Source organism: Pseudomonas sichuanensis (genome assembly GCF_024749065.1).
GTDB classification, from domain to species: Bacteria; Pseudomonadota; Gammaproteobacteria; order Pseudomonadales; family Pseudomonadaceae; genus Aquipseudomonas; species Aquipseudomonas sichuanensis.
The window spans coordinates 2,573,229-2,594,851 of the sequence record NZ_CP087185.1 but is presented as its reverse complement, the minus strand read 5'-3'; the positions used below and the strand labels follow the sequence as shown (position 1 = coordinate 2,594,851).

The window sequence follows — 21,623 nt, the reverse complement described above, 5'->3', positions numbered from 1 at the left end:
CAAAGCCAAGACTCGTGGGAGCGGGCTTGCCCCGCGATGGGCTGCGGCTCAGAGCTCGCCGTAGATGCGTTCCACCTGCGCCCGGGCATCGGTGGCCGAGGCCAGCGCCTCGAGGTACATCCCACGCGCCTCGATCAAGGTGCGTTGGGCATCGAGCACATCGAGGAACGCGAACTTGCCCATTTCGAAGCCGCGGGTCGCGGTGTCCACCGCCTGCTGCGCCGCCGGCAGGATGGTGCGGTCATAGGCCTGCACCTCGCCCATGGCCGTGGCCCACTGGTCGAGGGCACTGCGGGTATCGCTGCGCAGGCGCAACTCCACGGCATTGCGCAGGTCGCGGGCCTGATCGGCGCGGCGCGAAGCGGCCAGCACGTTGCCCTGGTTGCGGTCGAACAGCGGCAGCGGCATCGACAGCCCCACTACATTGACTCGCTCACGGTCCTCGCGGCTGTACTGGCTGCCGACGCTGACGGTCAGGTCGGGGATGCGCTTGGCCTTCTCCGAGCCCAGGCTGGCCTCGCCACGCTCGATCTGCGCCGCGGCCAGGCGCCAGTCGGCGGTTTGCTCGACCTTGCCCAGCAACTGCTCGGCCTGGGGTGCCGGGCCAGGTGACAGGTTGCTGCCGTCGAGGCTGTCGAAGCCGGCCTGGGCGCTGCCGGTCAGCCGCGCCAGGGCCTGCCAGGCCACGCTGCGCTGGGTACGGGCACGGCGCACCGCCGCCTCGGCCTGGGCCAGCTGCACCTGGGCGCGGGTCGCCTCGACCGGTGACGACTGGCCGGCCTTGACCCGCCCTTGCACCACCCGCAGACCGCGCTCGGTCAGGGCCTGGGACTGCTGCGCCAGCTCCAGCGCGGTCTGTGCGCGCAGGGCGGCGTGGAAGGCCTGGATCACATCGGCGCGCAGGCCGTTGCGCTGGCGCTCCAGTTCCAGTTGGGCGACCGCCTGGCCGGCCTCGGCCAGGTCGATGCGCGCACCGCGCTTGCCGCCCAGTTCCAGCGGTTGGCTGAGGGTGACGGTGGTGGTGCTGGTATCGCGGCGGGTGTCCTCGACCTCCCAGGACAGCTCGGGGTTGGGGATCAGCCCGGCCTGGCGGCGCTCGCCCTCGGCAATGCCGATCTCGCGGCCGGCGGCGGCGAGTTCGGGGTTTTCGGCGAAGGCGGCGGCGAGCGCCTGGTCCAGGCTCAGGCCCTGGGCGCTGGCGGGGCCGGCCAGCAACAGGCAGAGCAAGGCGATCTTGCGGGGGATGGGCACGGCTTGGGTCCTCGTCGACGCGCGGCGGAATGCGTTGGCGAGGGACTGTAGGGAGGGCTGGTTATCGGGGCGGTGGCGTGAGGATTACAATTTTGTAATTTCGGCATGGGCCTGGCCTGGATCGTGTGCGGGCCACCAGGTGTAGGGCGACAGCCATGCAGCGCTCTCAAGATCGAGCGCCGCGCGGGCGGCGCTCGATCTCATAGGCGCCGCAAAAACACCGGCGAACCCATGCCAGCCCTCCCCCAGTCCGATAATCGCCCATTTTCCAGGCCGACCATTTGACGAAACTAACCGGGTAGTACAAAACTCACGACATCCAAAAACAACAAAGCGATACCCCGCCATGACACCCCGAATCCTCGTGCTCAACGGCCCCAACCTCAACCTGCTGGGCACCCGCGAACCGGCCCAGTACGGCCACGAAACCCTCGCCGACCTGGCCAACCTGTGCGCCACCAGTGCCGCTGAACTGGGCCTGGAGCTGGAATTTCGCCAGACCAACCACGAAGGCGAACTGCTCGACTGGATCCACGCCGCCCGTGGCCGCTGCCACGGCATCCTGATCAACCCCGCCGCCTGGACCCACACCTCGGTCGCCATCCGCGACGCGCTGATCGCCAGCGAGCTGCCGGTGATCGAAGTGCACCTGTCCAACGTGCACAAGCGCGAACCCTTCCGTCACCTGTCGTTCGTCTCCAGCATCGCCGTCGGCGTGATCTGTGGGCTCGGCAGCCAAGGCTACGAGATGGCCCTGGCGTACTTCGCCGAGCACTTCAAGGAGCAGGCATGAGCACTCCAGGCATCCTCGCCGGCCTGATCGGCCGTGGCATCCAGGCCTCGCGCACCCCGGCGCTGCATGAGCACGAAGGCGATGCCCAGGCGTTGCGCTACCTGTACCGGCTGATCGACGCCGACCAACTGGGCGTGGACGACAGCGCCCTGGCGCAACTGCTCGATGCGGCCGAGCGCACCGGTTTCACCGGGCTGAACATCACCTTCCCGTTCAAGCAGGCGATCCTGCCCTTGCTCGACGAACTGTCGGATGAGGCGCGGGGTATCGGCGCGGTGAACACCGTGGTACTGCGTGGCGGCAAACGGGTCGGCCACAACACCGACTGCCTGGGCTTCGCCGAAGGCCTGCGGCGTGGCTTGCCGGACGTGGCCAGGCGTCAGGTGGTGCAACTGGGCGCCGGTGGTGCGGGCTCGGCGGTGGCCCATGCGCTGCTGGCCGAAGGGGTCGAGCGGCTGGTGCTGTTCGAGGTGGACGCGGCCCGTGGCCAGGCGCTGGTGGACAATCTTACCCAGCACTTCGGTGTCGGCCGCGCAATGCTCGGCAGCGACTTGGCCGGCGCAGTGGCCGAGGCCGATGGCCTGGTCAACACCACGCCGGTGGGCATGACCAAGCTGCCGGGCATGCCCCTGCCGGCAGCGCTGTTGCATGCCCGGCTGTGGGTGGCGGAGATCATCTATTTCCCGTTGGAGACCGAACTGCTGCGCCATGCCCGGGCCTTGGGCTGCCGCACGCTGGATGGCGGCACCATGGCGGTGTTCCAGGCGGTGAAGGCGTTCGAGCTGTTCAGCGGGCGCACCGCCGATGCCGAGCGCATGCAGGCGCATTTCGCCAGTTTTGACTGAGGAAGACGCCGCCCCTGTAGGAGCGGCCTTGTGCCGCTCCTACAGAGGCCGTGGTTCAAGCCTTGATGTAACGCATCACCGCCTCGCAGATCACCTGCTTGTGGCGCTGCTTGACCTGCTCGTCCGACAGGTCGATCTGGAAGATATCGCCAAAGGTGTGGCGGTTGGACACCCGGTAGAAGCAGAACGAACTCATCAGCATGTGCAGGTCGATCACCTCGATCCCCGGGCGGAACACGCCTTCGCGCTCGCCACGGGCGAGGATCTTGCCCAGTGCATCAAGCACCATGCTGCTCATCTCGCGGATCACCGGCGACTGCTTGACGTACTCGCCGTAGTGAATGTTCTCGGTGCAGACGATGCGCACGAAATCGACGTTGTTGGCATGGTGGTCGAAGGTGAACTCCACCAGGCGCTGAATCGCCTGCTCGGGGGCCAGTGATTCGAGGTCGAGGCTGTGCTCGGTCTTGCGGATATCGCCGTAGAGCTTGACCAGGCACTCGACGTACAGCTGCTCCTTGCTGCCGAAGTAGTAGTAGATCATGCGCTTGGAGGTGGCGGTGCGCTCGGCGATGGCGTCCACCCGCGCGCCGGCCAGGCCCTGCTGGACGAACTCGGTGATGGCGGCCTGGAGAATGTTCTCGCGGGTCTTCTCCGGGTTGTTCTTGCGGGTTTTGCGCACCCCTTCGGCTTCTGGCTGGACTACCGAATCACTCATACCGACTCACAGGCTCATTGTAGGAATCCGCAGGATTATCCGTGAGCCGGGCGGCGCAGGGAAGCGCGCTGTTGGTCGGGTGGTCAGGTTTGCCATCAACGAACAGGCTTGTGATGCACCTGTACTGGCCTCATCGCCGGCAAGCCGGCTCCCACAGATTTGCGCGACCTTCAAGACCAACGACTTACCTGTGGGAGCTGGCTTGCCAGCGATGAGGCCCGTTCAGACCACCGATGAATTTCACAGCACCGGTTTACGCCCTGCCCCGCTACGCGCCTTGGCCATCGCGGCCAGGCGCACCGCCACGTTGGCCGCGCCGTATCCGGCATAGCCACCCTTGCGCTGCAGGATCTCGAAGAAGAACCGCCCTTCGAACGGCTCGGTGTACACGTGGAACAGCTCGCCGCCCTGGGCATCGCGGTCGTACAGCACGTTGTAGTAGGCCAGCTCACTCAAGAACTCATCGTCGAAATCGAAGCGCGCCGCCAGGTCGTCGTAGTAGTTCAGCGGGATCTCCAGCAACGGCACCCCTGCCTCCTTGGCCCGTGCCACTTCGCGGAAGATGTCGTCGCAGTCGAAGGCAATATGGTGCACGCCCGAACCGCGATAGCTGTTCAGGGCATGGGCAATGGCGGTATTGCGGTTCTCGGAGATGTTCAGCGGCACCCGCAAGGTGCCGCAGTGGCTGCGCAGGGCGCGGCTCTTGACCAGGCCGTAGGGGTCGGGCAGCACCACCTCGTCGTCGGCGGTGAAATCGAACACGCTCTTGTAGAACAGCACCCAGCTGTCCAGCGCCTCGGCGGGCAGCGCCAGGGCCATATGGTCGATGCGCTGCAAGCCGCCGCTGGCGCTGGCGCCCTGCTCCAGGCGGAAGTCGGTGTCGTAGATGCTCTGGCCTGCGCCTTCGGGCTCGACCAGGTACAGCAGGCTGCCATCAGGCGCGCGCACGGCTGGGATCTCCCGCTCGTTGGGGCCGACCAAGCCACGGAACGGCTGGCCGCGGTAGGCGGTGGCGCGCTGCAGCGCCGCCGGGCCGTCCTTCACCCGCAAGGCGGTGGCGCACAGTGATGGGCCGTGGGCCTCGAAGAAATTGTGGGCAAACGAATAGGGTTCGGCGTTGAGCACGATGTTGATATCGCCCTGGCGCAGCAGGCGCACGGCCTTGCTGCGGTGCGCGCCGGCCTCGGCGAAGCCCAGGCGCTTGAGCCACACGCCCAGGCGCGCGCCGACGGCCTCGTCGACTGCGAACTCAAGAAACTCCACGCCGTCGTAGGCGCTGGCGGCAGGCGGCGCAAACAGCACGCTCGGCTCCACGGCCCGGGCCTCGCGTTCCAGCTGCAGGCGAGTTTTCTCTTCCAGGTACAACAGCGAGCGCAGGCCATCGGCGGCATTCTGCCGAGGGGGCGCGGCGCGGAAGCCGTCGTTGAACACCTCCAGCGACAACGGCCCGCGGTAACCCGTGGCCAGGATCGGCGCGAGGAAACCGGCCAGGTCCATCTCGCCCTGCCCCGGGAAGCAACGGAAATGCCGGCTCCACTCCAGCACGTCCATGGCCAGGATCGGCGCATCGGCCATCTGCACGAAGAAGATCTTGTCGCCCGGGATATCGCGGATGGCGCTCGGGTCACCCTTGAGCGACAGGGTGTGGAAACTGTCGAGGATCACCCCCAGCGCCGCGTGGTCGGCCTGGCGCACCAGGTTCCACACCTGCTGGTAGGTGTTGACGTGGCGGCCCCAGGCCAGCGCCTCGTAGCCGATGCGCAGGCCACGACGGCCTGCGTGCTCGGCGAGCAGGCGCAGGTCGTCCACCAGCAGTTGCTCATCGCCCAGGGCATCGGGCTGCACGTTGCTGCACACCAGCACCAGGTCGGTGCCCAGCTCCTGCATCAGGTCGAACTTGCGCTCGGCGCGGTCGAGGTTCTTGTGCAGGCGCTCGCGCCGGCAGCCCTCGAAGTCGCGAAACGGCTGGAACAGGGTGATGGCCAGCCCCAGATCGGCGCACATCTGGCGGATCTCGCGGGGGCTGCCGGCGTAATACAGCAGGTCGTTTTCGAAGATCTCGACGCCGTCGAAGCCCGCGGCGGCGATGGCTTCGAGTTTCTCTGGCAGGGTGCCGCTGAGGGACACGGTGGCGATCGAACGCTGCATGGCGGGTGTTCCTTGTTATTGGCGGGTGATGCGGTTGCTTGTGCCGGCCTCGTCGCCGGCAAGCCGGCTCGCACAACTTCAGGCCAGCGCAGCCCCTGTGGGAGCTGGCTTGCCAGCGATGAGGCCGGCGCTGCAACAACCGTTGGCACGATCGATTATTCGCAGGTAAAGTCGCCCCGGCAATGCACTTTGTACGAAACAGTTAGTTTTTGTTCGATTACCGAACAAAACCCGTTTCGACGAATTGATTCACCCCGCCCCGTGAACAACCATGATCACCAGTCGCAGGCCCGTCGGCCTTTCTTGCTGCCACGCCGGTCGTTCGGCGGAACCTGCGCTGTACAGCCCAACGTCACCACATAATAAGTTCAATAAAACGGGTACCGACCTATGCACAGCTTCCTCGCCCTGCGACCCGCATCGCCTCGTTCGTCTTCTCCCCATAGCCCCGTTGCCGTGCCCCGCGCGCGCTGACCACCGGCCCCTGACAAGAACAACGGAGACAACATGGCCCACTCAAGTTCCCAAGCCAAGAAAGCCACCGCCAGCGGATGGATCGGCTCTGCCCTCGAGTACTACGACTTCTTCATCTATGCCCAGGCCGCGGCGCTGATCTTCCCGCAGATCTTCTTCCCCAACACCGACCCGAAGATGGCCATCATCGCCTCGCTGGCCACCTATGGCGTGGGTTACCTGGCGCGCCCGGTGGGTGCCTTCGTGCTCGGCCACTGGGGTGATACCCGTGGGCGCAAGAACGTGCTGCTGCTGTGCATGTTCCTGATGGGCCTGTCGACCATGGCCGTGGGCCTGCTGCCCACCTACCACGACATCGGCCTGCTCGCCCCGGCGTTGCTGGTGGTGCTGCGCCTGGTGCAGGGCTTCGCCGTGGCCGGCGAGATCTCCGGGGCCAGCTCGATGATCATGGAGCACGCCCCCTTCGGCCGCCGCGGCTACTACGCAAGCTTCACCCTGCAGGGCGTGCAGGCCGGCCAGGTGATGGCGGCGGCGGTGTTCCTGCCGCTGGCCTACTTCATGCCCAGCGAAGCGTTCAACGAGTGGGGCTGGCGCATTCCGTTCCTGATGAGCGCCGTGGTGCTGATCGCCGGTTTCATCATCCGCAAAGAAGTGCATGAGACCCCGGCCTTCGTCCAGGAAGAAAAACAGGACAAGGTGGCCAAGTCGCCGATCAGCGAAGCCTTCCGCCACAGCTGGAAGCACATGGTGCTGGTGATGTTCATGGCCCTGATGAACGTGATCCCGGTGGTCGCCACCATCTTCGGCGCGGCCTACGCGGTGCAGCCGGCCTACGGCATCGGCTTCGACAAGAGCGTGTACCTGTGGATCCCGGTGGTGGGCAACATCGTCGCGGTGCTGGTGATCCCCTTCGTCGGCAACCTTTCCGACAAGATCGGCCGCCGCCCGACCATGATCGCCGGTTGCCTGGGCTCAGGCCTGCTGGCCTTCGTCTACCTGTACGCGATCAGCATCCAGAACGTGCCGCTGGCGTTCGTCGCCTCGATCGTCATGTGGGGCATGGTCTACCAGGGCTACAACGCGGTGTTCCCAAGCTTCTACCCAGAGCTGTTCCAGACCCGCTACCGGGTTTCGGCCATGGCCATCGCGCAGAACATCGGCACCATGCTCACCGCCATGCTGCCGGCCCTGTTCGCCATGGTGGCGCCACCGGGTTCGGACAACATCCCAATGGTGGTCGGTGGCCTGGCGTTCTTCATCACCTGCGTGTGCGCCTTTGCCGCGTACCTCGCGCCGGAGACGCACCGCCTGGCCATGGAAGACCTGGGCAATCCGCAGGCCCAGCCCATGGAGCGCGAAGCCTATGAGGCCAGCCGCAAGGGCAGCTTGAAGGCGTTCACTCACTAACCAACCAAGGGCCGCTCAGCGGCCCTTTTGCTATCTGGCACATGCCTTTTGGAAGACGCGCCACTCACCAAAACGGGTGATTTCGGCGATTGCGCGGGTGTGGGAGCATTTCTCCAACCCCAGGGCCCAGGACCGGCGCCCGTTCAAGCAGAGGACCTGCCCCCGATTGCATCCCCCTTGCGCGACTTCCAAGAAAGAGAAAAAGCCATGAATGCTCCCTTCGCACCGCAACGCCAGACCCAGGACTACCAACAAGCCGACGCCGCCCACCACATCCATGCGTTCCTGGATCAGAAGGCCCTGAACGCCGAAGGGCCGCGGGTGATGGTGCGCGGTGAGCGCCTGAACCTGTGGGACAACGACGGCAACCGCTACCTCGATGGCATGTCTGGCCTGTGGTGCACCCAGCTCGGCTATGGCCGCCGCGACCTGACCGCCGCCGCCGCTGCGCAGATGGACCAGCTGGCCTACTACAACATGTTCTTCCACACCACCCACCCGGCGGTGATCGAGCTGTCCGAGCTGCTGTTCAGCCTGCTGCCGGGCCACTACAGCCACGCCATCTACACCAACTCCGGCTCCGAGGCCAACGAGGTGCTGATCCGCACCGTGCGCCGTTACTGGCAGGTGGTCGGCCAGCCACAGAAAAAGATCATGATCGGCCGCTGGAACGGCTACCACGGCTCGACCCTGGCGGCCACCGCCCTGGGCGGCATGAAGTTCATGCACGAGATGGGCGGGCTGATCCCCGACATCGCCCACATCGACGAGCCCTACTGGTACGCCGCCGGCGGCGAGCTGACCCCGGCCGAGTTCGGCAAGCGCTGCGCCCTGCAACTGGAAGAGAAGATTCTCGAACTGGGTGCCGAGAACGTCGCCGGCTTCATCGCCGAGCCGTTCCAGGGCGCTGGCGGCATGATCTTCCCGCCCGAGAGCTACTGGCCGGAAATCCAGCGCATCTGCCGCCAGTACGACGTGCTGCTGTGCGCCGACGAAGTCATCGGCGGCTTCGGCCGCACCGGCGAATGGTTCGCCCACGAATACTTCGGCTTCCAGCCCGACACCCTGTCCATCGCCAAGGGCCTGACCAGCGGCTACGTGCCCATGGGCGGCCTGGTGCTGAGCAAGCGCATCGCCGAGGCCCTGGTGGAGCGCGGCGGTGTGTTCGCCCACGGCCTGACCTACTCCGGTCACCCGGTGGCCGCTGCGGTGGCGGTGGCCAACCTCAAGGCCCTGCGCGACGAAAACATCGTCGCCACGGTGAAGGACGACACCGGCCCCTACCTGCAGCAGTTGCTGCGCGAAACCTTCAGCGATCACCCGCTGATCGGCGACATCCAGGGCACCGGCCTGCTGGGCGCCCTGCAGTTCGCCGAAGACAAGGCCAGCCGCAAGCGCTTCGCCAACGAGAACGACCTGGCCTGGCAGTGCCGCACCTTCGGTTTCGAAGAAGGCGTGATCATCCGCTCCACCCTTGGCCGCATGATCATGGCCCCGGCCCTGATCGCCACCCGCAGCGAACTCGACGAGCTGGTGGAAAAGACCCGCATCGCCGTCGACCGCACCGCACGCCTGGTCGGCAAGCTCTGACCTGAAGCCGCCGCCCACCCCTGCCAGGGTGGGCGGCCTGCGTGCACGGCCCCGGCCGCCCCCGCCCAAAGTGAAGCTCTCCAGACGGTACGCGCCCCGCGTGTACCGCGGCGTCCTGTCGTCAATTTCCAGGAGTTCGCAATGCATACAACAACAAATACAGCCGATGCTCACGCCCATCCGTCCACGTCGCAGGCCGGCGCAAGCGGCCGCTTCCGGCAAACCATGGGCCTTACCGCGCTGGTGCTGTTCGGCCTGGCGTACATGGTGCCGCTGGCGGTGTTCACCACCTACGGCCTGGTCACCCAGATGACCAAGGGCCACCTGCCCACCGCCTACCTGCTGACCCTCGCCGCCATGCTGCTGACCGCCTACAGCTACGGCCGCATGGTCCAGGCCCACCCGTTCTCCGGCTCGGTGTACACCTACACCCGCAAGGCTTTCGGCAGCTACTTCGGCTTCATGGCCGGCTGGACCTTGCTGCTCGACTACATCTTCCTGCCGTTGCTCAGCTACCTGCTGATCGGCATCTACATGGCCGAGTACTTCCCCGCCGTGCACGCCTGGGTGTGGGTGCTCGGCTCCATCGCCCTGGTGACCTTCCTCAACCTGATCGGCATCGAATCCATCACCCGGGTCAACTGCGTGCTGGTGGTGGCCCAACTGGTGTTCATCGTGGTCTTCGTCGGCTTGTCGATCCACAACATGGGCGCCCAGGCCGAGCCGGTTTCGCTGCTCAAGCCGTTCCACCACGAAGGCTTCGACATGCCGCTGATCATGACCGGCGCGGCGGTGCTGTGCCTGTCGTTCCTGGGCTTCGACGCGGTGTCGACCATGGCCGAGGAAACCGCCAACCCCAAGTTCCGCATCCCCCTGGCGATCATGGCGGTGACCCTGTTCGGCGGCCTGCTGTTCTTGATCGTGTCGTGGTGTGCGCAGATGGTGTTCCCCGAGTGGGCCATCTTCAAAGACCCGGACTCCGCCTCGCTGGACGTGATGCGCCGGGTGGGCGGCGAGCTGATGGTCACCGCCTTCACCGCCACTTACGTCGCCGGCTGCTTCGCCTCGGCGATGGTGTCCCAGGCCAGTGTGTCGCGGGTGCTGTTTGCCATGGGCCGCGACGGCGCACTGCCGAAGGTGTTCGGCCGCCTGGTGACCAAAAAGCGCGTGCCCGCCACCGCGATCATGCTGGTCAGCCTGCTATCGCTGATTGCCCTGTTCATCACCCTCGACACCGTCGCCAACATGATCAGCTTCGGCGCGCTGTTCGCCTTCTCGGCGGTGAACCTGGCGGTGGTCAAGCATTACCTGGTGGACCAGAAACTGCGCGGGGGCCGCAACTGGCTGCTGTATGGCGCGATTCCGGCGCTGGGCTTTTTGACCACCATCTGGTTGTGGACCAGCCTGTCGAGCATGTCGTTCATGATCGGCTTGAGCTGGATGGCGTTGGGGTTCCTGTGTCTGCTGGGGATTACCAAGGCGTTTCGGGTCAAGTTGCCGGCGTTGCAGATGGCGGAGTGAGGGGTTGAGTGGGTGAAAACGACAAGGAGCACATTTGTGCTCCTTTTCGCTTTATGGCAGTTACCAGCTTGCGATCCTGAGCGGCCATCATTTGCCAATAGCTGCGAATGGCCGTAGGTTGCTTCACCCCCTGACTCAAGGACCGAGCCGTGACTGCTTCCCCCGAAAAGATTCTTTTCCTCCCCGGTGCCTCCGGCAACACCCAGTTCTGGTACCCCGTCGCCGAAGCCCTCGAAACGTCGATTGCCGTGCAGCACATGGGCTGGCCCGGTTTTGGCAATACGCCAGCCAACCCGAATGTCACCTGCCTTGAGCACCTTGCCGCGCTCGCGATCGCAGAGATCGACAGGCCCACAGCCTTGGTGGCGCAATCCATGGGCGGGGTTGTCGCTGTACATATCGCACTCGAGCGCCCCGACCTGATCACTCACCTGGTTCTCGCCGTCACTTCGGGCGGCTTGAACCTCCCCGCTCTGGGGGCCGAGGACTGGCGCACGGCGTTCGAATCAGATAACCCGAACCTGCCACGCTGGTTCCTGGATGACCGTACCGACCTGTCTGCCCGCTTGCAGGAACTGCAGCTGCCGGTACTGCTGTTGTGGGGTGGCATGGACCCGATCAGTCCGGTCGCGGTTGGCCAGCGGTTGGCGCAACTGATACCGGATGCCAGGCTGCAAGTGTTCCCCGAGGCTGGCCATGACCTTGGACATACGCATGCCAAGGCTGTCGCGCAACTCATCGACAGGCACCTTGTAACGATTGCGGGAACGATCTGACGGGACTATAAGAGCTCAACTTAACTTGAGGCCAATAGCCGTGGCAGCGAAAAAAACCACCGACAGCACACGGATGCTTAGCGTGGGTGAAGTCACCCGACGCAGCGGCGTACCGGTGTCAACGCTGCACTTCTACGAGGCCAAGGGGCTGATCGCCAGCACCCGCACGGCGGGCAACCAGCGGCGCTTCCCGGCACTGGTGCTGCGCACCATCGCGATCATCAAGGTGGCCCAGCGCACGGGCATTCCCCTTGAGGAAATCAAGCGTGCCTTGGGCCGCTACCCTCCCAACAGCAAGCTCACCGCCGCCCAGTGGGGGGAGATGTCATCGGCCTGGCGAGAGGACCTGAACGCGCGTATTCGCACGCTGGAAGCCCTGCGCGATAGCCTCGACAATTGCATTGGTTGCGGTTGCCTGTCGCTGGAGGATTGTCCATTGCGCAACCCGGGTGATGTGCTGGGGCAGGAAGGTGCGGGGCCGAGGATTCTCGAGAAGGGTGGCCACTCGGCTGGCGAGCCTTGATGGCGAGGCACAAGGCCGCTTGGTGTCCTTCAGGAGATTGCATCGAGGCCACCAGGTGCTCGGCGGTGTTTTTGCAGCGCCTATGAGATCGAGCGCCGCCCGCGCGGCGCTTCGCGGGTAAACCCGCTCCCACAGTCTGTTTCGGGCCAGTCTCTCCTGTGCCATCACCTGGTCCGCCTTGTTGGTACGACGCGGTTTCAGCGTGGGCGTTGCCGCCGCCCCACATGACTCAAGGCATGCACCAAGGCAGGCGCCGGTACTTTCACAGGAATAATTGGCCCGAAACAAACTGTGGGAGCGGGTTTACCCGCGAAGCGCCGCGCGGGCGGCGCTCGATCTTGAGGGCGCTACAAAAACACCGGCGAGCACCTAGTGGCCCACATGCGATTGCAAGGCAGGCACCTGGAATCCACCCTCACCCCCCCAGCCGCTGCTCAGCAAACAGAACCTGCACCGAATCCAGAAAATGATGCAGCTCCGGCACCTTGGTATTCAGGCTGCGCGCCCCATCATCCTCCACCCTGATCGCCACATTGCCAGTCTCGAATTGCTCGACCAGCCACGCCACAAAGGCCTCCAATGAACTGGCCACCACGAATTTCTCTTCTTCATCGCGGCCAAAATTGATGACCTGCCCCACGCTGCCCTGCTCCGCAGGGGCCAGGTCCACCCCCAGGTGATTGCCGCCATAGTCGTAGGCAAACGGAATCCAGTTACGGTTGGCATAGAGCGGCTTGATGGCACCCGGTGGTACCGAGCTGCAGAAGTCACTGGCCGCCGCCATATCTTCGTCAGACCACTCCTCGACCAGGTCCTTCCACGACGCCCAGTGTTTAAGGGCCTCCGCCAAAGACAGGAAAGTCAGTCCAAAGAACGGCCCAGTGCTCGCCTCGCCTTTTTGCCCGTCATGCCACCGGTAGAGTGCTTTCAAGCTCTCAGGAAAGTGCTGCCCAACCAGCTCTTCGAACTCGGCCAGCGCGGCCTCCGAGCAGCCTGGCGCCAGGTCTGCATGTACTTCGTCCAGGTTGGTTTCCAACCACGTATCCAGTCGCTCTAATACTGCTTTCATCACAAACCCCCTATGGACGAAGGCTTGAGCATAGAGCAGGACCAGGCACAGCGCCTCACCCCTGGCCGGCCGCCTGGGCTGAAGGCTTCAGCTCGCCGATCAACTCCAGCCGCGCACGCACGATATTGCGGCTGATGTTGAGCAGCCGCCCGGTCTGCAGCTGGTTGCCGTGGCAATAGCGGTAGGCCGTGCGGAAGATGGTGGCCTCGATGTGCTCGTACAGGTTGTCCAGGTTCTGTTCGTACAGTGCATTGAGCGCTGCCTCCAGGCTCACCTCCAAGGGCGCGGCGTAGCCGGCGGCGGCCGCTGCCGGCAAGTTGGGCCGCAGGTCGGCCAGGTTCAGGTCGCTCGGCTGCACGCGCTGGTGGCGGCACACCAGCAGCGCATGGTGCAGGGCGTTTTCCAGCTCGCGGATATTGCCCGGCCACGGATGGGTGAGCAGCTTGCGCTCGGCCTCCTCGCTCAGGCACGCACGCTGGTAGCCCAGGCGCTGGCAGTGCTCCTCAAGGAAGAACTCGGCCAGCGGCAGGATGTCCCCTGGCCGCTCGCGCAGCGGCGGCAGGCGGATGGTCGCCACGTGCAGGCGGTAGAACAGGTCTTCGCGAAAGTGTCCGGCCACCACTGCGTCGGCCAGGTTGACGTTGGTCGCGGCCACCAGCCGCACATTGATCGGGATCGGCGTGCGTGACCCCAGGCGCACCACTTCGCGCTCCTGCAACACCCGCAGCAGCTTGACCTGCATGCCCAGCGGCAAGTCACCGATCTCATCGAGGAACAAGGTGCCGCCGTTGGCCGCCTCGAACCAGCCGGCCTTGCTGCTGGTGGCGCCGGTAAAGGCGCCTTTCTCGTGGCCGAACAGCTCGCTTTCCACCAGGGTCTCGGGGAAGGCGCCGCAGTTCACCGCCACGAACGGCGCCTGGCTGCGCCGGCTCAGGTGGTGCACATGGCGAGCGACCAGCTCCTTGCCGGTACCGGTTTCGCCAATGATCAACGCATTGGCTTCACTGGGCGCCAGCCGCTCGATGCGGCTGAGCAGCTCCTGGGAGCGCGGGTCCTTGAAAACCAGCACGGTGGCGCGGACCGACTTGGTCAGTTCACGGGCGTGTGGGTGGGTCAGCTGGGTCATGATCGTTTCCTTACAACGGCGGCGATGGGCGTGCCATGGCGCATCATGCCCCAAACCCTGTTAGGCCAAATAATTATAAATTCGTCTTTGCATATTCCTTTTTACACATACCCACCCCACTGCTGCTACAGCAGCAGTGCAGCAGCAACAGCTGCCCCCGAACCAGCAGCCGTGCAGCCTGCAGCCCACTAAAACCAGCGAAAAACCCCTGGCATGCATCTTGCCGACGCCTTGGCATTGCACTCGTCCAAGGATCGCGCCCATGCTCACCTTCTGCCGTAACGGCCTGCTCGCCCTCGCCTCACTGATCTGCGCCTGGCCCCTCCAGGCCGAGCCGTTGGTGCCGGTCAGGATCGCCATCGTTTCCTTCACCCAGGGCGGCCAACCGGTGTTCGGCGGCATCGCCGGGCGGGTCGTGGAAGAAGGCTGGCTGCAACAGGCCCTGCGCGAGCGCGGCGCCGAGCTGCAATGGCAAGCCCTGCCCCACGCCAACGCCGGCCCGCAGATCAACGAAGGCTTCGCCAACGGCAGCCTGGACTTCGCCGTGCGCGGCGACCTGCCCTCGGTGATCGCCCTGGCCGGCGGCGTGCCGGGCAAGCTGGTGGTGCCCGGCGGCAACGGCGACAACGTCTACCTGGTGGTGCCGGCCCACTCCAGCGCCACCACTGTCGAAGACCTCAAGGGCAAACGCCTGGCCCTGCACCGTGGCCGCCCCTGGGAGTTCGCCTTCAGCCAGTTCCTCGCCAGCAAAGGCCTGAGCCTGGCCGATTTCAAGATCAGCAACCTCAACCCCCAGGTGGGCGCCGCCGCCGTGTCCGCCGGCAAGGTCGATGCCGCCGTGCTGCTCAGCGAAAGCTACCTGCTCGAAGACAAGCAGGTGGCCAAGGTGATCTGGTCGACCAAGCAAGGCAGCAACGACTGGCGCCTGGTCTCCGACCTGTGGGCCACCGACCGCTTCGTCAACGACCACGCCGACCTCACCCAGCTGGTCGCCAACGCCTGGGTGCGCGCCGCCGGCTGGATCGCCCAGGAACAGAACGCCGACGCCTTCTACCGCTACGCCTCGCGCGCCGGCACCCCAGAGAGCGTGCTGCGCCGGGAAAGCCAGGGCGACCCGGTGCCGTGGGCGCAGCGCTGGGCACCGAAAACCGACGCCCAGCTGCAGGCCCACTACAACGCCCTGAGCCAGTACGCCCTGGACAACAAGCTGGTTCGCGCCAAGGTCGACATCGCCCCGGCGCTGGCCACCCATTTCACCCGCCAGGCCCTGCTCGAACAGAACCTGCAGCACACCTGGCCGGCCCTCGACACTGCCCAGAACGCCACCGGAGTTACCCCATGAGCATCGACTTCTTCACCCGCCTGCCGCTGCATGGCGAAACCCTTCACCTGCCCGGCGACCCACGCAACCGCGGCGACTGGCAGGCACCGGCCAGCGAAGGCGGCGCGGTCTCCGACTTTGCCGTGGGCGACGACTTCACCTACATCGACTACCTCGGCCAGATCGCCCGCGCCGCCGAAATCAACGGCTTCGGCGGCGTGCTGATGGTCAACGCCCCCGGCGGCGAAGAGCCGTGGACGGTGTGCTCGCTGCTGGCCCGGGAAACCCGCAGGCTCAAGTTCGTCACCGCCTTCCAGCCCTTCCACTTCTCGCCCTTCGCCGCCGCGCAGATGGCCGCCACCTACCAGCGCGCCAGCGGCAATCGCCTGGTGTGGAACATCATCAACGGCGGCTCGGAGGTGATCCAGCGCCAGGTCGGCGACTTCACCGACCACGACGACCGCTACCGCCGCGCCAGCGAATTCCTCGACGTGGTCAAGGGCTACTGGCACAACGAGCAGTTCCACTACCAGGGCACCTACTACCAGGCGGACGGCGGCGGCCTGCGCGGCCCGCAGAAAAAAGCCGAGCTGCCGCTGATCTGCACCGCCGGCTCCTCCGAGGCGGCCCGCGAGCTGGCCGCCAGGCACGCTGATTACTACCTGATGCGCGCCGAACGCCCCGAGGATATCCGCGCCCTGATCGACGATGTGCGCCAACGCGCCATCGCCCACGGCAACCCCGGGATCCGCTTCGGCCTGTCGATCGACGTGATCACCCGCCCCAGCGATGAGGAAGCCTTCGCCGAAGCCAAGCGCTATTTCGACGAAGGCATCGCCAAGGGCGTGGTCAAGGCCCTGGCCGCCCATGCCGGGTTGCGCTCGGCGCGTAAGCTGAGCTTCGAGCACGAATACGGCGACAAGCACGCAGGCGTGGCCTTCGATGACTTCTTCATCCACCCCAACGTCTGGTCGGGCTTCGGCTACATCGGCCTGCCGCCGGGCATCGCCCTGGTGGGCAGCTACGCGAACGTGGTGGCGCGCATCCGCGAGTACCACGCGGTGGGCATCGACCTGTTCTTCCTCGCCGGCTACCCGCACCTGGAAGAGAGCTACCGCATCGGCGAGCACATCCTGCCGCACTTCCGTCAGCAGCGCCGCCCCGCCGGCCGCCCGGCAGCGGCCAACAACCCGGGGGTGCCGGCATGATCGAGCGCCCACCTTTCGGCCGGCGTCGCTTCATCGGCGCCAGCCTGGCCCTGGGCGGCCTGGCGCTGGGCGCCGGGCTGCTCGGCGGCTGCGACCAAGCCCCGCGCCCTGCCACCAGCAGCACCGGCGACAGCGGCCCACGCCATGGCGGGCGCCTGCGCCTGGGCATCATCGACGGCGGCCCCGGCGGCGACCTGGATGCCCACAAGCCCATGGGCGGCGGCATCGTCCGCGGCTTCGCCCTGTACAGCAAGCTGTGGGAGTGGGACGAAAACATGCTGCCGCGCCTGGCCCTGGCCGAAGAGGCCGAGGTCAGCGCCGACGGCAAGGTGTGGACCCTGCGCCTGCGCCAGGGCCTGGAGTTCCACCACGGCAAGACCATCGACGCCGACGACCTGATCTTCTCGGTGCGCCGCCTCACCGACCCGCAACTGGCCTCGCCCTACGCCGCGCTGTTGCACTGGATCGACCGCGACAACCTGCAAAAGCTCGACAACCGCACCATCCGCGTACGCTTCGTCGACGGCGCCGGCTTCGTGCCGCTGCCGGAAACCTGGGTCAACTTCGGCGGCATCGTGCCGGTGGACTACCACCCGCAAACCAACCCGGTGGGCGCCGGCCCCTACAAGCTGAAAAGCTTCACCCCCGGCCAGCGCTCGCTGTTCACCCGCTTCGAGAACTACTACAAGCCCAACCAGCCCTACGCCGACGAGCTGGAGATCATCGACTTCAAGGACCAGAACGCCCGCCTGGCCGCACTGCAGGCCGAGCAGATCGACCTGGCCAACGCCCTGGCCGGCGAGCACCTGCGCCTGTTGCAAGGCGTGCCCAACGTGCACACCCTCAGCTCGGTGACCAGCAACTGGCTGAGCTTCGACATGAACACGCAAAAAGCGCCGTTCGATGACGTGCGGGTGCGCCAGGCCTTCCGCCTGCTGGCCGACCGCGAAGAGCTGGTGGCCCGCGCGCTGAACGGCCAAGGCCGGGTGGCCAACGACCTGTACGCGCCCCACGACCCGACCTTCGACCACAGCATTGCCCCGCGCCCCCACGACGTGGCGCAGGCCAGGGCGCTGCTGCGCGAGGCCGGCCACGAGCAGCTCAGCGTCGAACTGGTGGCCGAGCAGGACGGCGCCGCCGTGACCTCGGCGCTGGTGTTCGCCGAACAGGCCAAGCGCGCCGGCGTCGACGTCCAGGTGCGCCAGGTCGACAGCGCCACCTTCAACGGCCCCCAGCACACCGAATGGGCCTTCAGCACCGGCGGCAGCATCGGTGCGCCGTTCCTCACCTGCGCCCTGCACGCCGACGCGCCGGTGTCGGTGGCCAACAAGACCCATTTCAACGACCCGCAGTTCGCCGAGCTGTTCCTCAAGGCCCTGGCCGAGCCGGACCTGGCCAAACGCACCCCGCTGGTCCACGCGGCGCAGCGTATCCAGTACGAGCGCGGCGGCCTGCTGGTATGGGGCTACGCCAACCTGCTGGACGGCGTCTCCAGCCGGGTGGGCGGCGCGCACGCCGAGAAGACCCTGTTCCCCACCTGGCGCTTCGACCAGTTGTGGCTCAAGGAGCACGCCTGATGCGGCCCTTGCGCTGGCTCACGCTGCGCCTGGGCGCCGGCCTGCTGGGGGTGCTGAGCATCAGCCTGCTGGTGTTCCTCGCCATCCGCCTGCTGCCCTCGGACCCGGCACGGGTGATCCTCGGCCCCGGCGCGCCGGCTTCGAGCGTGCAGGCCCTGCGGCACCAACTGGGCATGGACCGGCCCCTGGCCAGCCAATACCTGGACTGGCTGGGCAGCGCCCTGCGCGGTGACTTCGGCCAGTCGCTGGATTCCCACGTCGCCGTGGTGCCGCTGCTGGCCGAGCGCCTTGGCGCCTCGCTGGCCCTGCTCGGCGCCTTCGCGCTGCCGGCGCTGCTGCTGGCGCTGGCCCTGGGCAGCCTGCTGGCGCTGCGCCAGGGCGGCCGGCTCGACCGCCTGTGCCTGCCGCTGCTGGCGCTGTTCAAGTCGCTGCCGGTGTTCGTCGTCGCGGTGCTGTTGATCATGCTGCTGGCCACCAGCGTGTTCACCTGGCTGCCGGCCATGTCGCTGCTCGACAGCGAGCGTTCGCCCTGGGCCCAGCCCCGCTACTTGGCCCTGCCGGCGCTGACCCTGTTGCTGTCGGCCGCCCCCTACCTGGTGCGCCTGCAACGGGCGGCCATGATCGAGGCCTGGAACAGCGACTACCTCGACGCCGCCCGCCTGCGCGGCATCGCGCCCTGGCGCCTGCTGCTGCGCCACGCCCTGCCCAATGCCCTGCTGCCGCTGGTGCAGGGCATGGCCCTGGTGCTCAGCGTGTTCTTCAGCAGCGTGTTGCTGGTGGAAATCGCCTTCAACTACCCGGGGCTGGGCAATCTGCTCAACGACGCCTTGCGCCGCCGCGACGTGCCGCTGATCCAGGCCGGCATCAGCCTGGTCGCGGCCTTCGTGGTGCTGGTCAATCTGCTCGCCGATGCGCTGACGGTACTGCTCACCCCACGGCTGCGCACGGCGGTTTGAGCAACGCCGGCGCAAGGTCCGTCGGGCGCTCCAGCAGCCGCCCGGCGTCGAAGGTCAGCACCCGGTTGGCCAGGCTGCGCACCACCTGCGGGTCATGGGTGACGAACAGCACGGCCAGGCCCTCGGCCTGCAAGCCTTGCAGCAGGTCGAGGATTGCCACCTGGGTGGCAGCGTCCAGCGCCGAGGTGATCTCATCGCACACCAACACTTTCGGCCTGCACGCCAGGGCGCGGGCGATGGCGACCCGCTGGCGTTCACCCCCGGACAACTCGCCGGGGTACTTGCGCAGCACCTCCAGCGGCAACGCCACCTTGGCCAGCGCCTCGGCCAAGGCCGCCTGCAATGCCGCACCGGCCAGGCCAAAGCAGTGGCGCAGCGGCGTAGCCAGGCTCTGGGCAATGCGCAAGCGAGGGTTCAGCGCCCGGTAGGCATTCTGGAACACGTACTGCACCGCACGCCGCTGCCGGGCATCGCGCCTTTCCAGGGGCAAGGGCAGCGGCGCACCCTCCAGCAGCAACTGCCCGCTCACCTCCTCACCCAGGCCGACCAACGCCCGGGCCAGGCTGGTCTTGCCGCAACCGGAGGCGCCGACCAGGGCCAGGCATTCGCCCGCGTGCAAGGTAAAGGCCGCCGCACTCAGCAATGCTCGCCCGCCTTGGCGGATCGACAGCCCGCTCACGCTCAGCAGCGCGTCGGCACCCGGCGCACGGGGCCTGCGCGTCGAACGTTGCGGCATGGCGGCCAGCAACTGCTGGCCATAAGCATGGCGGGGCTGGCGGAAGAACGCCGTGGCCGTGGCGCTCTCCAGCAACTCACCGTCACGCATCAACAGCACCCGGTCGGCCAGCGCCTCGACCAGCCCCAGGTCGTGGGACACATACAGCGCCGCCACCCCGCGCTGCCGGCACAGCCCGCGCAAGGTCTCGAGCACATGGGCCTGGGTGGTGACATCGAGCGCCGTGGTCGGCTCGTCCAGCACGATCAGCCGCGGCTGCAGCACGAACGCCAAGGCCAGCAGCAGGCGCTGTTGCTGGCCGCCGGAAAGCTGATGGGCATAACGGCGCAGGAACCCGGCATCGTCGGGCAGGCCGACATCGACCAGGGTCTGGCGCAGCCGCGCCTGTTCGGCGGGGCCCGCCAGGCGCTGATGCGCGCGCAAGGTTTCCAGCAGCAGGCTGCCGATGCGCCGTGCCGGGTTGAGGGCCATGGCCGGGTCCTGCGGCACATAGCCCACCAGAGCGCCACGGGCCTGGCGCAGGGCTTCGCCCTGCAAGCCCAGCAGCGCCTGGCCGGCCACCAGCACCTGCCCCGCGCTGACCCTGGCGCCGCGCCTGGCGTGGGCCAATAGCGCCAGGGCCAGGGTCGACTTGCCCGCGCCAGACTCGCCCACCAGGGCAACGATCTCCCCGGCGGCAATGTTCAACGAGATCCCCTTGAGCACCTCGCGCCCCGAGGCCAGGGCCACCCGCAGGCCATTGACAGTGAGTAGGTATTCAGACATGGCTACCTTCCTGGAAACAACGGGAAACGCCTTCGGCCAGCAGGTCGCAGGCATAGGCAAACGAAGCGATCAACAACACCGGCAATAGCACCGGCCACGGCTGCAGGCGCAGCCCCATCTGGTTTTCCTGGATCATCAGGCCCCAGTCGGCCGCCGGCGGCGCCACCCCGTAGCCCAGAAAGCTCAAGCCCGAGAGGATGCCGACCGCCCAGGTCAGCAGGTTGCCGTAGTGCACCAGCAGCGGCCCGAGCATGTTCGGCAGGATTTCGCCGAGCAGGATCCGCCAGCGCGGCACGCCCAGCAGCCGCACCGCCTCGACGAACTCCTGCCCGGCCAGGGCCAGGGCACTGCTCCTGGCCAGGCGCAAGGTGCCCGGCAAGAAGGCGAACGCCACGCTCGCCACGATCAGCCACGGCTCACGGCCGAGCAACGACACCACCAGCAGCACCAGGATCAAATCCGGAAAGGCCAGCGACAGGTCGGCCAACCACTGCAACAGGCGGTCCGCCCAACCGCGGCTGAACCCCGCCAGCAGGCCCAGTACGGTGCCCACCAACAAGGCCAGGGTGGCGGCGGCCAGGCTCATCAGCACCAGCGAACGACCGCCGGCCAGCACCCGCGACAGCACATCGCGCCCCAGGTAGTCGAAGCCCAGCGGCGCCCCGCCTAGCGCCGGGCCATACACCTCGCCGCGCAAGGCGGTGAGGTCATGGGGTGCCAGCCAAGGGCCGCACAAGGCCAGCAGCAGGATCGCCGCGAACCACAACAGGCCACGGCGCAACAGCTGCTTTGCCGAACCCTGGGCAACCTGGCGCATGG

General features: G+C 66.7%; 18 protein-coding genes. 11 read left to right on the top strand and 7 right to left on the bottom strand.

Going from position 1 to position 21,623, the window contains the following annotated elements; genetic code table 11:
• Positions 1 to 48 precede the first annotated feature (48 nt).
• Positions 49 to 1,251, bottom strand: a complete 1,203-nt coding sequence (locus tag LOY51_RS11860; RefSeq protein ID WP_125858393.1) for a TolC family protein — start codon at positions 1,249 to 1,251, stop codon at positions 49 to 51.
• 346 nt (positions 1,252 to 1,597) lie between these two features.
• Between LOY51_RS11860 and aroQ the strand changes: the two genes are divergently transcribed.
• On the top strand, positions 1,598 to 2,044 hold the full coding sequence (gene aroQ, locus LOY51_RS11855) for a type II 3-dehydroquinate dehydratase (protein WP_125858392.1): 447 nt from the start codon (positions 1,598 to 1,600) through the stop codon (positions 2,042 to 2,044).
• Positions 2,041 to 2,889 (top strand): shikimate dehydrogenase, encoded by an 849-nt coding sequence (locus LOY51_RS11850; RefSeq protein ID WP_125858391.1) that lies wholly within the window; start codon positions 2,041 to 2,043, stop codon positions 2,887 to 2,889. Before aroQ ends, LOY51_RS11850 begins: the two co-directional genes overlap by 4 nt.
• A gap of 55 nt (positions 2,890 to 2,944) precedes the next feature.
• Here LOY51_RS11850 and LOY51_RS11845 read toward each other — a convergent pair whose 3' ends face one another.
• Both LOY51_RS11845 and quiC read right to left on the bottom strand, forming a co-directional pair.
• The gene (locus LOY51_RS11845; protein ID WP_110995941.1) at positions 2,945 to 3,607 is read right to left on the bottom strand and encodes a TetR/AcrR family transcriptional regulator; all 663 of its coding nucleotides are present in this window, start codon (positions 3,605 to 3,607) and stop codon (positions 2,945 to 2,947) included.
• A gap of 240 nt (positions 3,608 to 3,847) precedes the next feature.
• Positions 3,848 to 5,755, bottom strand: coding sequence for a 3-dehydroshikimate dehydratase QuiC (quiC, locus tag LOY51_RS11840; protein ID WP_125858390.1), 1,908 nt, complete (start codon positions 5,753 to 5,755; stop codon positions 3,848 to 3,850).
• Positions 5,756 to 6,262: 507 nt separating this feature from the next.
• Between quiC and LOY51_RS11835 the strand changes: the two genes are divergently transcribed.
• The 5 genes from LOY51_RS11835 to soxR all read left to right on the top strand — a co-directional run bounded on the left by LOY51_RS11835 (position 6,263) and on the right by soxR (position 12,046).
• Positions 6,263 to 7,636, top strand: a complete 1,374-nt coding sequence (locus tag LOY51_RS11835) for an MFS transporter (RefSeq protein ID WP_110995943.1) — start codon at positions 6,263 to 6,265, stop codon at positions 7,634 to 7,636.
• A 207-nt stretch (positions 7,637 to 7,843) separates the two neighbouring features.
• The gene (locus tag LOY51_RS11830) at positions 7,844 to 9,226 is read left to right on the top strand and encodes an aspartate aminotransferase family protein (protein WP_125858389.1); all 1,383 of its coding nucleotides are present in this window, start codon (positions 7,844 to 7,846) and stop codon (positions 9,224 to 9,226) included.
• Positions 9,227 to 9,367: 141 nt separating this feature from the next.
• Entirely contained in the window at positions 9,368 to 10,747 is a 1,380-nt protein-coding gene (locus LOY51_RS11825; protein WP_258646321.1) for an APC family permease, read from the top strand.
• A gap of 149 nt (positions 10,748 to 10,896) precedes the next feature.
• Entirely contained in the window at positions 10,897 to 11,523 is a 627-nt protein-coding gene (locus LOY51_RS11820; protein ID WP_258646318.1) for an alpha/beta fold hydrolase, read from the top strand.
• A gap of 73 nt (positions 11,524 to 11,596) precedes the next feature.
• Positions 11,597 to 12,046 carry a redox-sensitive transcriptional activator SoxR gene (gene soxR / locus LOY51_RS11815; RefSeq protein WP_125466190.1) on the top strand — a complete coding sequence of 150 codons (450 nt, stop codon included), beginning with the start codon at positions 11,597 to 11,599 and terminating at the stop codon, positions 12,044 to 12,046.
• A gap of 415 nt (positions 12,047 to 12,461) precedes the next feature.
• Here the strand turns inward: soxR and LOY51_RS11810 are convergent, their stop codons facing one another.
• A complete protein-coding gene (locus tag LOY51_RS11810; protein WP_258646316.1) occupies positions 12,462 to 13,115 on the bottom strand; it encodes an SMI1/KNR4 family protein in 654 nt (217 codons plus the stop codon).
• Between the two features lie 55 nt (positions 13,116 to 13,170).
• The gene (locus LOY51_RS11805; RefSeq protein WP_125858386.1) at positions 13,171 to 14,241 is read right to left on the bottom strand and encodes a sigma-54 interaction domain-containing protein; all 1,071 of its coding nucleotides are present in this window, start codon (positions 14,239 to 14,241) and stop codon (positions 13,171 to 13,173) included.
• 262 nt (positions 14,242 to 14,503) lie between these two features.
• Between LOY51_RS11805 and LOY51_RS11800 the strand changes: the two genes are divergently transcribed.
• Genes LOY51_RS11800 through LOY51_RS11785 form a run of 4 tightly spaced genes read left to right on the top strand, consistent with a single transcriptional unit; the run spans position 14,504 to position 19,303 of the window.
• Entirely contained in the window at positions 14,504 to 15,583 is a 1,080-nt protein-coding gene (locus LOY51_RS11800) for an ABC transporter substrate-binding protein (protein ID WP_258646314.1), read from the top strand.
• A complete protein-coding gene (locus tag LOY51_RS11795; protein ID WP_258646312.1) occupies positions 15,580 to 16,770 on the top strand; it encodes an LLM class flavin-dependent oxidoreductase in 1,191 nt (396 codons plus the stop codon). Before LOY51_RS11800 ends, LOY51_RS11795 begins: the two co-directional genes overlap by 4 nt.
• Positions 16,767 to 18,347 carry an ABC transporter substrate-binding protein gene (locus LOY51_RS11790; RefSeq protein WP_258646310.1) on the top strand — a complete coding sequence of 527 codons (1,581 nt, stop codon included), beginning with the start codon at positions 16,767 to 16,769 and terminating at the stop codon, positions 18,345 to 18,347. Before LOY51_RS11795 ends, LOY51_RS11790 begins: the two co-directional genes overlap by 4 nt.
• Complete coding sequence (locus LOY51_RS11785) at positions 18,347 to 19,303, top strand: ABC transporter permease (protein ID WP_258646309.1); 957 nt, start codon at positions 18,347 to 18,349, stop codon at positions 19,301 to 19,303. Before LOY51_RS11790 ends, LOY51_RS11785 begins: the two co-directional genes overlap by 1 nt.
• Here LOY51_RS11785 and LOY51_RS11780 read toward each other — a convergent pair.
• Entirely contained in the window at positions 19,275 to 20,804 is a 1,530-nt protein-coding gene (locus tag LOY51_RS11780; RefSeq protein ID WP_258646307.1) for an ATP-binding cassette domain-containing protein, read from the bottom strand. The genes LOY51_RS11785 and LOY51_RS11780 overlap by 29 nt on opposite strands.
• Positions 20,797 to 21,621, bottom strand: a complete 825-nt coding sequence (locus LOY51_RS11775; protein WP_125858380.1) for an ABC transporter permease — start codon at positions 21,619 to 21,621, stop codon at positions 20,797 to 20,799. Before LOY51_RS11775 ends, LOY51_RS11780 begins: the two co-directional genes overlap by 8 nt.
• Positions 21,622 to 21,623: the final 2 nt, after the last annotated feature.

Excerpts from the sequence above, each read along its gene's own strand:
- LOY51_RS11825 (WP_258646321.1), top strand. The coding sequence starts at position 9,368 with ATGCATACAACAACAAATACAGCCGATGCTCACGCCCATCCGTCCACG.
- LOY51_RS11790 (WP_258646310.1), top strand. The coding sequence starts at position 16,767 with ATGATCGAGCGCCCACCTTTCGGCCGGCGTCGCTTCATCGGCGCCAGC.
- LOY51_RS11780 (WP_258646307.1), bottom strand. The coding sequence starts at position 20,804 with ATGTCTGAATACCTACTCACTGTCAATGGCCTGCGGGTGGCCCTGGCC.
- LOY51_RS11830 (WP_125858389.1), top strand. The coding sequence starts at position 7,844 with ATGAATGCTCCCTTCGCACCGCAACGCCAGACCCAGGACTACCAACAA.
- LOY51_RS11805 (WP_125858386.1), bottom strand. The coding sequence starts at position 14,241 with ATGACCCAGCTGACCCACCCACACGCCCGTGAACTGACCAAGTCGGTC.
- LOY51_RS11850 (WP_125858391.1), top strand. The coding sequence starts at position 2,041 with ATGAGCACTCCAGGCATCCTCGCCGGCCTGATCGGCCGTGGCATCCAG.
- LOY51_RS11845 (WP_110995941.1), bottom strand. The coding sequence starts at position 3,607 with ATGAGTGATTCGGTAGTCCAGCCAGAAGCCGAAGGGGTGCGCAAAACC.
- LOY51_RS11785 (WP_258646309.1), top strand. The coding sequence starts at position 18,347 with ATGCGGCCCTTGCGCTGGCTCACGCTGCGCCTGGGCGCCGGCCTGCTG.
- aroQ (WP_125858392.1), top strand. The coding sequence starts at position 1,598 with ATGACACCCCGAATCCTCGTGCTCAACGGCCCCAACCTCAACCTGCTG.
- LOY51_RS11835 (WP_110995943.1), top strand. The coding sequence starts at position 6,263 with ATGGCCCACTCAAGTTCCCAAGCCAAGAAAGCCACCGCCAGCGGATGG.
- LOY51_RS11800 (WP_258646314.1), top strand. The coding sequence starts at position 14,504 with ATGCTCACCTTCTGCCGTAACGGCCTGCTCGCCCTCGCCTCACTGATC.
- LOY51_RS11810 (WP_258646316.1), bottom strand. The coding sequence starts at position 13,115 with ATGAAAGCAGTATTAGAGCGACTGGATACGTGGTTGGAAACCAACCTG.
- LOY51_RS11795 (WP_258646312.1), top strand. The coding sequence starts at position 15,580 with ATGAGCATCGACTTCTTCACCCGCCTGCCGCTGCATGGCGAAACCCTT.
- quiC (WP_125858390.1), bottom strand. The coding sequence starts at position 5,755 with ATGCAGCGTTCGATCGCCACCGTGTCCCTCAGCGGCACCCTGCCAGAG.
- soxR (WP_125466190.1), top strand. The coding sequence starts at position 11,597 with ATGCTTAGCGTGGGTGAAGTCACCCGACGCAGCGGCGTACCGGTGTCA.
- LOY51_RS11775 (WP_125858380.1), bottom strand. The coding sequence starts at position 21,621 with ATGCGCCAGGTTGCCCAGGGTTCGGCAAAGCAGCTGTTGCGCCGTGGC.